Here is a 16,061-nt window from a genome sequence, read left to right as displayed (position 1 = left end):
CGCCCGGCGATCGGGCGCCGGACAATGCTCTAGAGAATGGCTTTCCGCGCTGGCTGCGGAAGAGGCAGGCGGACCGTCAGTCGACCGAGACTTCCCAAAGGCGCGCGTTCGACTGCCAGACCGGCTGACCCTTCAGCTTTTTGGTAGCACCCCATACATCGACCATGTCGTAGAGGAAGATGCCCGGTACATCCTTCAGCATCAGCTCGTGGAATTCGTCGAAGATCTTTTGTCGCTTTGCCTGATCGGCCTCGACGTAGGCGGCCTTCATCAACTCGATCGCCTTCGGGTTATCCCACATCAGCGAGGCATTCTTGTCCTTGTCGCCGACGTAGAAGGAGTACATCAGCGCCGGATCGAGACGCGGCGCCACCGACTGCGAAATGATCTGATAGTTGCCGGAACGACGGCGATCGACCTGGGTCGCGTAGTCGAGCACCTCGATCTGCACGTTTAGACCAATCTGCTGCAGCATGGCCTGCGCCATAACAGCGACCGGAAAGCTCGGCACGTTGCCGCGCTTGTTGGCGATAATCGAAATCGGTTCGCCCTTATAACCCGCGGCATCGAGCTCTTTCTTTGCTGCCTCTAGGTCATAGGGCAGACGCTTCTTCTGCGTCGCGTCGAAATAGACTGAATCTTGCGACACCATCGAGCCATTTGCCTCGCCGGTCCCGTTCGATGCGGCGGCGACGAGCTCATCGAGATCGAGCGCCATGGCCATGGCGCGACGCACGCCCGGCTTGCCGAGCACCTTGTCCCGCGTCTGGATGTAGAAGAGGTTCTTGCCGTTGTTGCGCGCCACGATGAGCTGCATCTTCGGATTTGTCTTGAATTCGGGAATGAGATCCGGCGAGAGTTCGGCCGTGTCGAGCACGCCCGACTCCAGGCCGGCCTTTACAGTCGAAGGATCGGGGATGACCATGAACTTGATGCCGTCGGCAAGCGGCCGCTTGGAGCCGACCATGCCGTCCGGCTTGCCGTCGTTTGGCGGCGAAACGTAATCGGCGAATTTCTTCAGGTGAATATACTCGCCCTTCTTCCATTCATCCCACATGAAGGGGCCGGTGCCGATCGGCTTGATGAAACTGCCGTCCGCAGCGACGGAATCCGGCGAGATCATGCCGGTATAGCCGCACTCAGGACGTGACATCAGGCCTAAGAAAACGGCCGACGGCTTTTCGAGCGTGATTTCGACGGTTGATGCATCGACTGCTTTGACGCCTGTCACATGCGCGGCGCCGCCTTGGGCAAAATCCGAGAGGCAGGTCCATTTCGTCTCGGGCTTCAGGTAGCGCGTCCAGTTCCAGACCACATCATCCGCCGTCAGCAGCTTGCCATTGTGAAATTTGACATCGGTCCTGAGCTTGAACGTATAGGTAAGCCCGTCGGCGGAGGTCTCGAAGCTCTTGGCAAGCAGCGGCTTGACTTCGCCGCCATTGTTGTAGCCGACGAGCCCCTCGACGATATGCAGAATGACACCGTCGGTATTGCCGTCGCGGTTCACGCCCGGATTGTTGCTGCGAAGGTCGGAACTCTGCGCAACAGTGATATCGCGCGCCGCTGCGACATGTGCCAATGCGAGCACGGCCGTGCCTGCGAGAAGAAGCTTTTTCATTGTTCTACCCTCTTTTCTGTCGTTCTTCGTCATGGTGCAAACCCGTCCCAACAGGCGCGGGACAGCCTGCCGATGGTCTCCAGCGCCATCGTATATCCCGGTGTGCCATCCGGCATGACAAGCGGCACCTCATCCGTATAGGCGGAGATGATGTAAGACGGCGCACCGTCGCGATAGACGATGCCCGCATTCATGCGGCCACGCTTGCCGGTGCCGCCCTTGTGGGCAACGACAGTGCCAAACGGCAGGCGCGATGGAATGGCATAACGGAGAATCTGGTTCTTCAGTGTCTGCAGCGCATAGGCGCAAAGTTCGGCAGAGACGCCGAGCTTTTCCCGGACAGTCGATGACGTCTGCGCATCGAGGATCATCTGCAGGAGCACGGCCTGGTCGCGCGCGGTTGTTGTCGTTACCGATTTCAGCGCATGATCCGGCGATAGCGCAAGCGGCGGGATCAGGAAACGGTGATGCGTGCCGGCTAGGCCGATCGACTTGCAATAGCCATCTACTTCTTCGAGCATCAGCCGTTCGAACACCATCTTGGTGCAGACATTGTCGCTCAACACCATCATACCGGTGATGGCATCGCGCAGCGAGATGACGATGCCGGGCGTCAGGTAGCGGAACATTCCCGAGGCTACTTCCTCGGCAAAGCGCGCTTCATAGGTGATCGGCTCGTCAAGATCGAGACGTCCTTCCTGCGCCGCCTTCAGCGCCGCCATCATGATCGAGGTCTTGCGGGTGCTTGCCGAAGGGGTTTCATCGTCCGCACCACGCTCGATCGTCTCGCCGGTCAGAAGATTGCAGATCGCAAAGCGGGTAACAAAGGGCTGCGCATCGCAGATTTCCGCGAGCCGTTCGGCAACCGAAGCGAAGTTGGAGGGAGTGCTCACATCAATTCTCCAGGCGCCATTTGAGTGTCACGCCGCCCTTGTCATTCTGATCGAGAGCGGGAATGGCCGAAAGGAGCCGGCGCGTATAGGCTTCCTTCGGGTGATCGAAAATCGCATCGCGGTCACCTTCTTCGATGATCCGCCCGTCCTGCATGACGACGACCCGGTCGGCGACCTGTTCGACGACGCCGAGGTCGTGGCTGATGAACAGGCACGAGAAGCCGTAGCGCTTCTGTAGATTGGAGAAGAGATCCAGCACCTGAGCCCTGACCGTGACATCGAGCGCGGAAACCGGCTCGTCGGCGATCAGGAAGCGCGGCCGTCTGGCGATGGCGCGGGCAATTGCAACGCGTTGGCGCTGGCCGCCGGACAGTTCATGCGGATAGCGGTTTGCATAGTCGCCGCCAAGTCCGACCTCCTCCAGCGTTTCCAGTGCCCGCTTTCGCTTGGCGCTGCTGTCGAGATCCGGCACGAGCCTGAGTGCCTCTTCGACCAATGCCAGGATCGTCATGCGCGGATCGAGCGACGAATAGGGATCCTGGAAGACCATCTGGCAGTTCAGGCGATAGTCGCGCCAATCCTTATCGCGCGACCGCCCCTGGAAAAGGATCTCGCCGTCACTCTCCTTGACCAGACCGGCAATCGTCCGGCCAAGCGTTGTCTTGCCGGACCCTGATCCGCCGACGAGCGCGACGACTTCGCCCTCATGGATATCGACGCTGACGCCATGCAGCGCGCGCTTCGGCTTGCCCGTCTTGAGCAGCGATTTGCGGCCGGCATAATCGACCACGACATTGCGCGCGGAAACCATCGGCGTCTGCGAAGCATCGATATCTCGCGTTTCGCTGCGGAACGGCAGAGAAGACAGGAGCTTCCTGGTATAGGCATGCTTTGGCGCATCGAGGAGATCCTCCGTGCGCTCCTGCTCGACAACTGCGCCCTTCTCCATCACAACGATGCGGTTCGTATAGCGCGCCACCATCGGCAAATCGTGACTGATCAAAAGAACGGCCGTCCCTTCGGCCCGCGTCAATTCGACCATCAGTTCCATCACGTCGCGCTGGATGACGGCGTCGAGCGCCGTGGTCGGCTCGTCCGCAATCAGAAGCGCCGGCTTCAGGAGCATGACGGAAGCAAGCATGATGCGCTGACGCATGCCGCCGGAAAACTCATGCGGATAGGAGGTGAGCGCGCCCTCCGGATCGCGGATTCCGACACGCTTCAACATGTCGAGAATGCGTATGCGGCGCTCATCGGGCGAGAGCCTGGTGTGGAGAACGAGCCCCTCCTCCAACTGCCGCCCGACCGTCATGGATGGGTTGAGCGATGTCATCGGCTCCTGGAAAACGACCCCGATCTCCGCACCGCGGAGATTGCGGAGCTCCCCGTTCTTCATCGCCAGTACGTCGCGTCCTTTGTAGATCACGGAGCCGCCGACGACGCCGATCGCCTGCGGCAAGAGCGATATCAGTGCACGGGTCGCGAGCGTCTTGCCGGATCCGCTCTCGCCGACAATGCCGAAGATCTCGCCAGCCGCGATATCGAAACTGACGTCCTTGACGACCCTGTGGCCTGATCTTGCGACCTCGAGCGAAAGGCCGCGAACACTGAGAAGCGTGTCCCCTGTCGTTTCAGATGTCATTTCAGCCCCCTCATGCGCGGATCGAGCTTGTCACGGAGGGCATCGCCCAGGAGATTGACGCCGAGCAGCGTCAACGCGATGCAAAGGCCGGGGAAGAGACCAAGCCAGACGGCCTGCTGGATAAGTGGGCGGCCGGCTGCCAGCATGTTGCCCCAGGTGGGAGCCGGCGGCGGCACGCCGAGGCCCAGGAACGACAGCGCGCTTTCCGACAGAATGGCCCAACCGAACATGGACGTCGCCAGCACCGTTATCGGTGCCAGGCAATTCGGCAGGACGTGGCGGAACATCGTATAAAGTTCGCCATTGCCCATCACCCGCGAGGCTTCGATGAACTCGCGCTCGCGCAGGGAAAGAACCGCGCCGCGAACGACACGCGCCATCGACGGCGTATAGGCAATGCCGAGCGCGAAGATAATGCCGTATTGATTGGCTCCGAAGACGGCGAGCAGTCCGAGCGCCAGGAGAATGCCAGGGAAGGCGAGCAGCGCGTTGTTGATCGCCATAATCACACCGTCCACCCAGCCGCGGGCATAGCCGCTGACAAGTCCGATCAGGGTGCCGCAGACGGTTGCCAGAAAGACCGTGAGCGCGCCGATCCAGACGCTTGCGCGCGCGCCGACCATCAGGCGGCTCAACACGTCCCGGCCGAATTCGTCGGTTCCGAGAGGATGGGCGGCGCTCGGTGCGGCAAGCCGCGCCGTAAACGAAAGTTTTGTCGGGTCAAAGGGCGTCCAGAACAGCCCGACCGCGGCGGTAATCAGCAGGATGGCAACGAGGATGCCGCCAACCAGGCCGTTGATAGTAAGCTTCTTCATTCGGCAACCACACGCGGATCAAAGAGGGGATAGAGAAGGTCGACGACGACATTGACGAGAACGTAAGACAACGCGACGAACAGCAGGCAGCCCTGAATGACCGGGTAGTCACGCGCGAAAATGCTGTCGACCATCAGACGTCCGAGACCGGGTATGGTGAACACCGTCTCGATCACGGCAATGCCGCCGAGCAGGTTGCCGAGGATCAGGCCGATCATCGTCCAGGTGGGACCGAAAGCATTCTTGAAGGCATGGCGCCAGAGGACAGCGCTTTCGGAAAGTCCCTTTGCCCGGGCGTGGGTGATGTAATCGAGACGCAGCACTTCCAATGTCGAGGCACGGGCCATGCGGATCAATACGCCCATCTCATGAATGACAAGCGTCATGATCGGCAGGACGAGATAGAGCAGGCCGCCGACGACATTATCGCCGATCGACACATAACCCAGAACCGGCAACCAGCCGAGCTTAAGACCGAAGAAGAGGAGGAGTAGCAATCCCAGCCAGAACGTCGGAATGGAAAGCACCACCGTCGCGGTTCCGATGAGGGCCAGATCCGTCAGACTGTTCTGGCGCCATGCCGCGATCACGCCCGCCGGCACGGCGATCAGGCTCGCCAACAAAACGGCAATGACCACGATCTCGGCACTGACGAGAAAGCGCGATGCGACAAGCGGCAACACGGCCTCGCCGTTGACGATCGATTTGCCGAAATCGCCCTGCAGCACATTGCCGGCCCAGATGATGAACTGCTGCGGCATCGACTGGTCGAGACCGAGTTCGGTGCGCATCGCGGCGATCTGATCGGGTTGCGCCATATCGCCGAGCATCAGCGCGGCCGGATCGCCCGGGATCAAACGGATCAGTGCAAATACGGTAACGGAGACGAGCACGATCGTCGGAACCGCCATCACCAGACGGCTTAAGATAAATCTCAGCATTCTTTCCCCACGATTGGATGCCGCTTTTCTTCGACCGCCATCGACTTCATTGCGAGGAACTATGACGGATTGCAGAAACAGGCGCAATATTATGCAGTTTTGTCATAGTCTTATGCAGAGTCTGACGCGTTTTCCCATTCGATTTTCGACGCCATATGGGGCCGAGGGAATTCCTATCCGTTCTCTTGAGAAAGCTGGATCTGCCTCTTCAATGCGTCGCTCAGCGCCTGGGCGGCAATGGAGAGCGGAACGCCGGCAGCCTTGGCGAGCCCGAACGCCTGTGTGGAGCGCGGCACAAAGGGACGATGAACGACGGGAAGGTGGCGGTAGAGATTGGCGTAGAAGCTGCTGATGATGGTCACACCCAGGCCATGCGCCACGTAGGAACAAGCGGAGCTATTGGTGTGGGTTTCTATCTTGATCATCGGCTTCACCCCAGCGCGTGTGAAGGCCTGATCGAGCGCCATGCGGTTCGGCCTCTGCCGCCCGATCAGGACAAGGGGTATGTTGCGCAGGTTCTTGACGGTGATTTCATCGAGCGCGGCGAGTGGGTGATCCTTCGGAACGACGCAGACGCTTTCACCGCTTGCGACCTTTTCGATTTCGATGCCCGGTCCGATCTCGCCTTCCATCCTCAGGAAACCAAGATCGATCACCCGCTCCTCGACCAGCTTGCTGATGGCCATGGTTGAATCGAAGAATGTTTCGATGCGAACGCCGGGAAAATCACGCACGTAGTCGATCAGCATCGCGGGCGCGAAATTTTCCCACATGCTGCTCGGAAGCCCGATGCGAACAATATCCGGCCCCGAGGCGCCGTTGCGCAGATCCTCGGCATGACCGGACATGCGCTCGACGGCGAGGAGGATGTTTTCGGCATCGCGCGCGAGAACCATCGCCTCCGGCGTCGCGATCAATCTCCCCTTGTCACGGACGAAGAGCGTGATGGCCAGATCGCTTTCAAGTTGCTGCAGCATGCGGCTTACGCCGGACTGACTGAACCCCATGGCCTTGGCCGTCGCGATGGTGGAACCGGTCGCAAGAAGTGTGCGCAGCACCTCCAATTGCTTGATATTCATCGATCCCCCCAACAGCCAATTAAGACCTCCTTACCTCATAATTAGGAAAGAAGGTGTCTACAAATCCTGCGGCCATTCATGGATCTACTCAGTGATTGCCGCCCTGGTTCCGGCGATCATCATAATCGGGGTCATCATTGAGGTCTGAGAGACTTCCGGTTGATCGCAATCACGCCGGCGCCGATGTCGTGTTGTCTCACCGGCGCGCAGGACGAGATACTTCTTCTCGAACTCAGTTGTTTTCTGCGTGGCTGCTTGGCGTAAACAAGGCCGATTTTGCGGCCTCATTGCCGGAACGTTTCATAAGACACGACAATGCCGCGTTACCACGGCATTTCCCAGATCGGTCGCAAGCTCAAAGCGAACCTGAATATAGCCAGACGACATCGCCAATGATCCGCGCTGGAAAGCGATGGTCCTTGTCGCTGTCACTCGGATTGGTCACTTCAAGCCCGTTGTTCGCAACCCTTAAGCTGCGAGCAACGCGACATTACCCGAGATTTCGCTCACGAGGACGTGAGCGAATATCCCTCCTGCAGGTCGTCGATTACGGTCCCGTTGATCGCGACCGAATATCCGCCCGTCGCATCCACTTTCGAAACCGAGATTTCGTATCTACCGCTGGGAAGTTCCAGCCCGGCCGAGAAGCCGTCCCAGCCCGCCGGCAGGACAGGCTTGACGTGCAGCCGACCGTTCTCTGTGCGGATGCCGAGGATGCCCTCGATCGCGGTTCGATAGAACCATCCAGCCGAGCCGGTATACCAGCTCCAGCCACCACGGCCTTTAAGGTCGCCTTCGCCATAAACATCGCCGGCGATCACATAGGGCTCGACGCGATAGGTTTCCGCAGAGGATTTATCGAGCGCGTGGTTGATGGGGTTCAACATGTCGACAGCGCGCCAAGCGTCTTCGCCTCGGCCCATCCGGGCAAGCGCAAGGGCCGTCCACATGGCGGCATGGGTATACTGGCCGCCGTTTTCGCGCACGCCCGGCGGGTAGGCCTTGATCACACCGGGATCATTGACCGGCTTGACGAAGGGCGGCGTCAGCAGGCGGATGAGCTTACCCTCGTCATCGACCAGCTTGTCGAGGACAGCGTTCATGGCCATGCTGCTGCGGTCGGCATCGCCCTCGCCAGAGAGCACGCTCCAGGATTGAGCAATCGAGTCGATCTTGTCTTCTGCCGACTGGCTAGATCCAAGAGGCGCGCCGTTGTCGTAATAGCCTCGGCGATAATATTCACCATCCCAACCGGCCGTTTCGATCGCGGCCTTTAGCTTTGCCAGATGATCCGACCAGCGGCCGGCGCGTTGCTTGTCGCCGCGCGTTTCGGCATAGGCGATGAAGCGACGCAGAGCGCCCGCGAGGAACCAGGCGAGCCAGACGCTCTCACCGCGGCCAGCGATGCCGACGCGATCCATCTTGTCGCACCAGTCACCGCTCATCATCAGCGGCAGGCCGTTGACGCCCGTGCGCTTGATTGCAAGATCGAGGCCGAGGGCGGCATGCTCGTAGAGCGATGCGGTCTCATCGGAAACACGCGGCTGCAGGAAGGCATCGTACTGGCCGGGGCTGAGTTGCGCACCTTCTACGAAAGGCAGCATCTCGTCCATGATCGAGCTGTCACCGGTCGCCGTGCAATATTGGTCGACGGCGTAGGCGAGCCACACCGGATCGTCGGAGATGTTCGTGCGAACGCCCGCACCGCTATCTGCCAGCCACCAGTGCTGGAAGTCGCCTTCCGCGAACTGACGACGGCCGGTATTGAGGATCTGCTTGCGTGCGATTTCAGGCGAATGCAGCAGGAAGGCCAGCGAATCCTGCAGCTGGTCGCGCAGGTTCCACGCACCGCTCGACTGGTAGAAGGCGGTGCGGGCCATGATGCGGCAGCTATAGGTCTGGTAGGGCAGCCAGCTGTTGACCATGAAGTCGAGCCGCTGATCCGGAGTCGAGACACGCGTCTTGCCGGTGAAGGTCTTCCAGAACTCGCGCGTCTTCTCAAGAACGTCGCCGAAGCCGACGGAGCGGATGTTGGCGATCAGCGCGGCGGCTTCTTCCTGCGAGGCGGCGTCACCCATATAGAAGCAGATATCGCGTTCTTCCCCCGGCTCGATCGTCAGATCGAACGCCATGGCGGCTGCCGGATCGCCATCGAGATCGACGGCGTTGGATAGCCGCGAGCCGGCCGAGACCGTGCGCGGTTGCTGGATCGTTCCGTGCCGGCCGATGAATTCACGGCGGCTGGTGGAGACGCTCGACGGTGTTTCACTTGCCGCAAATGCCGCAACACGCGTCCCGAAGCTTACGCTGAACGGATTTTTCGCAAAGACCGCTCCACTCGCACTGTCGAAGCTCGATATGATGAAGGGCTTGCTCTTGGTCGGGTTATTGCCGAGAATCCATTCGGCATAGCCGTAGAGACGCAGCTTGCGTGCTTCACCCGCATCATTGCGGATGCGCAGCTGCGTCAGCTTGACGGGCTTTTCCATGTCGAGCGTCTGGGTGACCTCGAGGGAAATTTCGTCCTGGACCGTCGAGAAGACCGAGTAACCAAGCCCGTGACGGGCTTCGAAACGCGTATCTGCGCGCTGCGCCAGCGAGGCGTACGGCACGATGACGGAGCCACGGTCGAGATCCTTCAAATAGAAGGCCTCGCCCGGCCGGTTGGTCACCATGTCGTTGGTCCAGGGCGTCAGCTGATGGTCGCGGGAGTTCTGGCTCCAGGTGAAGGCGGCACCCTCCGCCGAAACATGGAAGCCGAAACTCTCATTGGCGATGATGTTGACCCACGGATGCGGCGTCTGCTCGCCGCCGGACAGGCGCACGACATATTCGCTACCATCGGCCGCAAAGCCGCCATAGCCGTTCCAGAAGGCCAGATCGCTGCCGTCGACGGGCAATGCTCCGGCAACATCGCGCACCATGCGCGGCACCAGAGTGGAATCGCCCCACTGACCAAGCAGCGCAGGCGAACCGGAAACGGAACGGGCCTTTTGCACCTGGTCGATGAGGCTACCGTCACGACCACGCATCACGACGCGCGAGGCGGCGATGATGGCGTCATAGGCTTCCGGAGTGGTCAGATCCTTGCGCAGGACATAGATGTTGCGCTGGATGCCGGCGACTTCGCTGGCGTGACGTGCCGCGTCACAGAGCTGGTCGATGGTGCGCTGCATTTCGGCAGCCGCCTCACCGGCGCGCTCGTTGAAGATAACGAGATCGACCTCGACCCCGCGTGATTGCAAGAGGCCCTGTGCACGCAGCAATTCCTTGACGAGATCCGTGCCAAGTTCGTCGGTAATGCGCAAGGTCATCAGCGGCGCATCGCCGGACAATGTCGCGCCCCAGAGGACGGACTGCGAATTGAGCCCCTCGCGGACCGCCTTGTTGTCGGCACGCAACGCCATATCCGGATAGATGATGTAGCGGGCGAAGCGCTGGTAGGCGGCCGCCTCCTTGGAATTGACGCCGATCTGGCGCAGCTGGCTCTGCGTTCTCGTCCACGCCTGAACGAGCCCTTGAGCAAAGCTTTCCGGCTGGCGATAGTGCTCAACCGCCGCTTCAAGTTCGGCGCGTTCGGCCGCAGCAATGGTCCAGAAGGTTACGCTGACCTTCTCACCGGCCGGCACGCGAAGCGTCCGGCGGAGCGACAGGCAGGTATCCATCGTGAAGCCGCTGGAATTGGAAAGTTCCGCGCCGGCGTCGAAGGCCGCAGCTTCCGTCAGCGTGCGGCCGCGTCCAAGGAAGCGCATGCGGTCCGTCTCATAATGAGTCGGCAAATCTTCGCCCGAGGTATCGACGATCAGATGGGCAATCGCGATTTCGGGGTCCGTCACACCGCGCTTCTGGCGCTCTACGAAGATCGCATCGCCGGAAGCGGCGATTTCGGTCTTGAGGAACATGCGGGCGAAGACCGGGTGACCGGTATCGACGGCATCGAGCGTTGCCACGGGCTCCATGTAGGACGTGACTTCGATAAGCCGGTCTTCCGTGCCGGTATTGCTGATCGTCAGGCGGCGGCCTTCGGCATCGTGATTGCTGGCAACGAAGACTTCCATTTCGCTCGTCAGCTCGCCGACGGTCTTGATGAACTCCGCCTTGTCGTCGCTGAAGCTTACCCGAACGTGCTCGTTGGCGATCGAACGCGGCTCTGCCGTGGCGGACCACCATTCGTTCGCTGCCGTATCGCGCATGAAGACGAACGACCCCCAGCGATCCTCGGTCGGATCGGCGCGCCAGCGATTGACGGAGAGGTTTTTCCAGCGGCTGTAGCCCGAACCGGTCGCCGTCAGCATGGTCGAGTAACGGCCGTTCGACAACAGCAGCAACTCGCGCTCGCGCGATGCCGGGTCTTCGAGGCGGCGCACTTCGGGACGCATCAGATCGCCCTGAATTGTCGCGGGCGCATCGGTTTCGTGCTTGGCGGCCATGACGGGAATGTCGCGCGGCGCCTTTTCCTGCAGCAGCAGTTCTGCAGCCTCGATCACGGGATCGGCATGGAACAGCTCTCGCAGCATGCCGTCGAAAGCCACGTTGGCAACGGCGGCAATCGACATGCCATGATGGTGCGCATAGTAATTGTAGACCACCGCGCATTGCTTGCCTTCGGGCACGCGGCTTGCCGTGAAGTCGACGGCATCATGGAAACCATACATGCCGAGCGCGCCGACGGCCCGCAACCGGTTGAGGTTTTCGAGGGCCGCGACCGGATTGTACTGGCTAGCCAGCAGCGAGGCATAGGGAGCGATGACGGCGTTCTGTCCGAGACCCCGCTTCAGGCCGAGCGTCGGCACCCCGAAATTGCTGTACTGATAGTTCATCTGGTGATCGCGGGCGTTGAAGGCCGCTTCCGAGATGCCCCACGGCGTGCCAAGCTTGCGCGCATAGTTCATCTGTTCGAGAACGATCAGATTGTTGGTCTGGTTGAGAATCCCGCCGCTGCGCTCCTGCATGACGAGGGGCGGCATCAGATATTCGAACATCGAGCCCGACCAGGAGACCAGCGCACCGCGGGTGCCGACGGGCACGACATGGCGGCCGAGCTTGTACCAGTGCTCGGTCGGCAGATCACCCTTTGCGACCGAAAACAGGCTCGTCAGACGCGCTTCCGAGGCGAGCAGATCGTAGCAGGCAGCATCCACTTCTTCCGTCTCGACGCGGAAGCCGATCGACAGCAGCCGGCGCTCCGGACGGTAGAGGAAGCTGAAATCCATGTCGAAGGCGATTTCGCGGGCGCGATTGCCAATCCGGGTCAACCTTTCGCTGATGTCAGGCGCCTGCGTGGGATCGAAAGCCTTGTCGACCTGGTGAAGTTCGCAGGTTTCGACCAGCTTTTCCGCCCAATGGACGACCTCGTCGCTCCGCGTGGTCTTGACTTCCCTATCGAGGCTTCCGGCAAGCTCGCGGATTTCCCGCGCCTGCCCGGCGAAGCGTTCAATGAGACCGGAGGAGAACTCCTTCTCGCCCTTGCCGGTCGCAACCGCCGCTTCAAGCTCGGCGATACGGCCGTCAAGGCGGTCGTGAAGCGATCGGTTCGAGCGGGTATCGTCATCGAGCTCGGAAAGTACTTCGCGCAGAATTGCTGCGACATCGCCGATGCCGTCCAGATCGGTATGGATATGGGCAAGAGGAGACTGGGCCCAGATGCGGCACGCCGATGAAACGGCAATCAGGTGACCGGCAAAATTGCCGCTGTCGACCGACGACACATATCTGCGGCCGAGCGGCTTCAGCGTGTCGGTATGATACCAGTTAAACAGGTGCCCGCGATATTTCTCGAGCTTTTCAACCGTCTCGATCGTCTGCTCGATGCGCTCGACCGCTTCCACGAACGAGATCCAGCCGAAGCGACGCGCCGAAATGACCGACAGCAGATAGACGCCGATATTGGTCGGGGATGTACGCATGGCGACGACGGCATGCGGCGTCTGCTGAACGTTGTCGGGTGGCAGGAAATGCTGATCGGGAACGACGAAGTGGTCGAAATAGCGCCAAGTGCGTCTTGCGATCTTGCGCAACTCGTTGCGAACCTGATCGGGAACGACGAGACGGTCTTCCGTTTCCGCCGTCTGGCTGACGAGCCAGGCGATGGCTGGCGACAGCGCCCAGAGAACGACGAAAGGAAGCCCTACCAGCCAGGCAATGTCGCCGGAAGAGGCGGCGAAGATCAGCGCCAGAATGGCCAAAAGCGGCGCGCGCCACATGACCTTGTAGTGGCCGAGGATCGTGGTCTGGGCCATGGCCTGCGCGCTTGCCGCAGTACGCCACTGCAGCATCAGTTTGCGGCTGACGAACATGCGGTAGAGCGAACGGACGATCGCATCGGCCATGACACATGCGATATCGGCAATGAAGATGATGCGCAGCGCCACCTGGGCATTGGCATTCTCGATGTCTTTCCAGACAGTATGGAGATGCGCCTGCAGGATGATGTCGCTGGTTCGCGGAATGATACCGTTGATCAGCGACAGCGTCGGAGCGACGAAAAGGCTGAAGATCAGCAGAATCTGCCAGACGAGCGCGCCGAGAGGATCCATCCAGTACCAGCCGAGCACGGACGCCAGGAGCCATGCGATCGGGGTCAGCGAGCGGCGCAAATTGTCGAGCATCTTCCAGCAGCCGAGCGCGGTGATGCCGCGGCGGTCGTCGAAAATGTAGGGAATAAGCTGCCAGTCGCCGCGTGCCCAGCGATGCTGACGCGAGACTTCGACTTCGTAGCGGATCGGGAAATCCTCGACGAGCTCACAGTCGGTCACCAGTCCGCACCGTGCCATCGAACCTTCGAGCAGGTCGTGGCTCAAGATGGAGTTTTCGCTGATCCGGCCCTTCAGCGAGGCTTCGAAGGCATCGACGTGATAAAGGCCCTTACCGGTGAAGCTACCTTCGCCGGTGATGTCCTGATAAACGTCGGAGACCGCGAAGACGTAAGGGTCGAGACCGCGATTGACCGAGAAGACGCGCTGGAAGGCGGATGCGTCCTTGCCCGTCGTCAGCGACGGCGTCACCCGCGGCTGCAGCACGCCGTAGCCATCCACGACGCGCTGTTTCTTGTCGTCGAAAACCGGGCGATTGATCGGATGGTGCATCTTGCCGACAAGCTTCGTGACGGTATCGCGGACAATGCGCGTATCGCTGTCCAGCGTCATGACATACTTGACGTCGGCCGGAACCACATCGAAGCCCGCAATAAAGCTCGTATCCGGGCTGCCGCGCAACAGCATGTTGAGTTCATGCAGCTTGCCGCGCTTGCGCTCCCAACCCATCCAGACGCCTTCGGCCGGGTTATGCTGTCGGCGGCGATGGAGGAGATAGAAGCGCTGCTTGCCCTCTTCCGAATAGCGAGATTCCAGTTCGGCGATCTTGCTGCGCGCGTAATCGAGAACTTCGAGATCGCGCGCGGTCTGTTCTTCTTCGGCATCCGGCCAGTCGGTCAGGAGCGCGTAATAGATTTCACCGCGGGCATTGGCGAGATAATGCACCTCAAGATTGCGAACGAGTTCATCGACATGCTCACGCTTGCCGATCAAGGAGGGGATGGTAACAAGCGTGCGCGCGTCCGCAGGCAATCCCTTCTTGAACTCATAGCCGACGAGACGATCCGGCGTGATGAAGAACGTCGCAAAGAAATTGAAGAGGCCGGTTGCGCCCTCTGATGCCGGAAGGGCGAACATCAGCAGCAGAGCAATGGTCGCAAAGAGCGGCATGCCTGTGTCGACGAACACCCATTCGACCAGAATCAGCGCCAGCAGTGTCAGGAGAAGTACGGGAACGGCGATCGATAGCCAGTTTAGCTTGCGCACCATCCGCATGAACCGCAGGCCGAGCGTCGGCCTAAAACCGATCTCCGCCTCCAGCGCCGGACGCCCACTGCCGACGAAATAGTAGCCGACATTGCTCGCAGATCCGCCCCTGCTCTCACTTTTTGCACGGTCGGTCAGCCGGACGGCAGCCTCGGCGATATCCATTTCCGTCTTATCGGAGCGCTTTGCGAGCTTTTCGATCTGGCGGCGGTAGCTGTTGCGAGATCCGGAATCGAGCTCGGCATAATCCGTCTGCTGCCAGAGCAGCTTGTCGATGGTGCTGACCTCCTCGACCCATTCGGACCAGTCGGTGTCGTTGATTTCGCGCAGGCTCTTGATGATGCTGCCCATCAGCGCATTGGCTGCGCCAAGACGGGTCTGCTCGGCCGTCATGACGGCTTCCGCATCCGTTCCCTTGGCGGAGAGCTTGCCTTCAAGCCAGTTCAACGCAGCTTCCGTTGGCTCGAGCGCATTGCGAAGACGATAATGCAACTGCGTGACGAAGGTCGTGTCGTCGACGTTGGCGGCCAACGTCTCCAGATATTGCGCTGCGCCAGCATCGCCGAGCGAAATCACCTCTGTGGCCGCCGCATTCGCGGCCGCGCGCATTTCACGGCTCTTGTCGATTTGCGATGCCACCCGGCGAAGATTGTCGATCAGTACGTAGCGCACGAGCGAGGGCAACGCCCAGAGTTCGCCGATCCGCAAGGTCTCGCGATCCTGGAACCCTTCCGTGACGGCCGTCATACCGGCATTGCTGATATTGCTGTGCGCATGCGCCATGTAAAGCCAGGCGAGTGCGAGAGTGCGTGGCACCTCCGTGCCGTCAAGCTTGATCTTGCGCAGTTCGCGATAGAACTTTTTCGGAAAATCGCGACGAACTTCCTGGATCGCTTCTTCGACGATGTAATGATTGTCGAGCAGCCACTCGGCGGCCGGCGTGATGCTCTCGCCGGCGTCGACATCCATGGCAGCGGCGCGATAGACCCTGAGAATCTCGGTCTCGTTCTCTTTATGCCGCAGATAAAAATCGAAATCTCTGAACTGAACGAGATCCAGCGTATGGCTCTCGGCAAATTTTGCAGCCCGCACCCTCAACTGCTCGTTTGATAGAAGAGCGGCACGGATTCCAAATTCGCGATCCGAATGAACCATCTGGGAAATTGAAGCAGAATCGTTGACAGTATCTTTAGACGACATGTGTCTTTCGCTTTTGTCGCTTCGTTTCTCTCATGCGAGGTTCGAGAAACGAGAACCAGGAGCCTGAAATCTTT

General features: G+C 60.3%; 7 protein-coding genes. All 7 read right to left on the bottom strand.

The features are described 5' to 3' along the window. Nucleotides 1-76 precede the first annotated feature (76 nt). Nucleotides 77-1,618: an ABC transporter substrate-binding protein gene (locus BJ928_RS16960; protein ID WP_047631294.1), complete on the bottom strand. Its 1,542-nt coding sequence runs from the start codon at nt 1,616-1,618 to the stop codon at nt 77-79. Between the two features lie 29 nt (nt 1,619-1,647). Continuing rightward, nucleotides 1,648-2,511, bottom strand: coding sequence for a serine hydrolase (locus BJ928_RS16955; protein ID WP_047631296.1), 864 nt, complete (start codon nt 2,509-2,511; stop codon nt 1,648-1,650). A gap of 1 nt (nt 2,512) precedes the next feature. Next, complete coding sequence (locus BJ928_RS16950; protein WP_047631297.1) at nt 2,513-4,153, bottom strand: ABC transporter ATP-binding protein; 1,641 nt, start codon at nt 4,151-4,153, stop codon at nt 2,513-2,515. After that, entirely contained in the window at nt 4,150-4,968 is an 819-nt protein-coding gene (locus tag BJ928_RS16945; protein ID WP_047631299.1) for an ABC transporter permease, read from the bottom strand. The genes BJ928_RS16950 and BJ928_RS16945 overlap by 4 nt, the downstream gene beginning before the upstream one ends. Beyond that, the gene (locus BJ928_RS16940) at nt 4,965-5,909 is read right to left on the bottom strand and encodes an ABC transporter permease (protein WP_047631301.1); all 945 of its coding nucleotides are present in this window, start codon (nt 5,907-5,909) and stop codon (nt 4,965-4,967) included. Before BJ928_RS16940 ends, BJ928_RS16945 begins: the two co-directional genes overlap by 4 nt. 173 nt (nt 5,910-6,082) lie before the next feature. After that, nucleotides 6,083-6,988 carry a LysR family transcriptional regulator gene (locus BJ928_RS16935; RefSeq protein ID WP_047631303.1) on the bottom strand — a complete coding sequence of 302 codons (906 nt, stop codon included), beginning with the start codon at nt 6,986-6,988 and terminating at the stop codon, nt 6,083-6,085. Nucleotides 6,989-7,494: 506 nt separating this feature from the next. After that, a complete protein-coding gene (locus BJ928_RS16930) occupies nt 7,495-15,987 on the bottom strand; it encodes a glucoamylase family protein (protein WP_047631305.1) in 8,493 nt (2,830 codons plus the stop codon). Nucleotides 15,988-16,061: the final 74 nt, after the last annotated feature.

It is taken from the genome of Rhizobium sp. WW_1 (assembly GCF_003610155.1).
In the GTDB taxonomy this organism is placed as follows: Bacteria; Pseudomonadota; Alphaproteobacteria; order Rhizobiales; family Rhizobiaceae; genus Rhizobium; species Rhizobium tropici_A.
The sequence above is the reverse complement of the archived record's forward strand: the minus strand, read 5'-3'. Positions and strand labels throughout refer to the sequence as shown.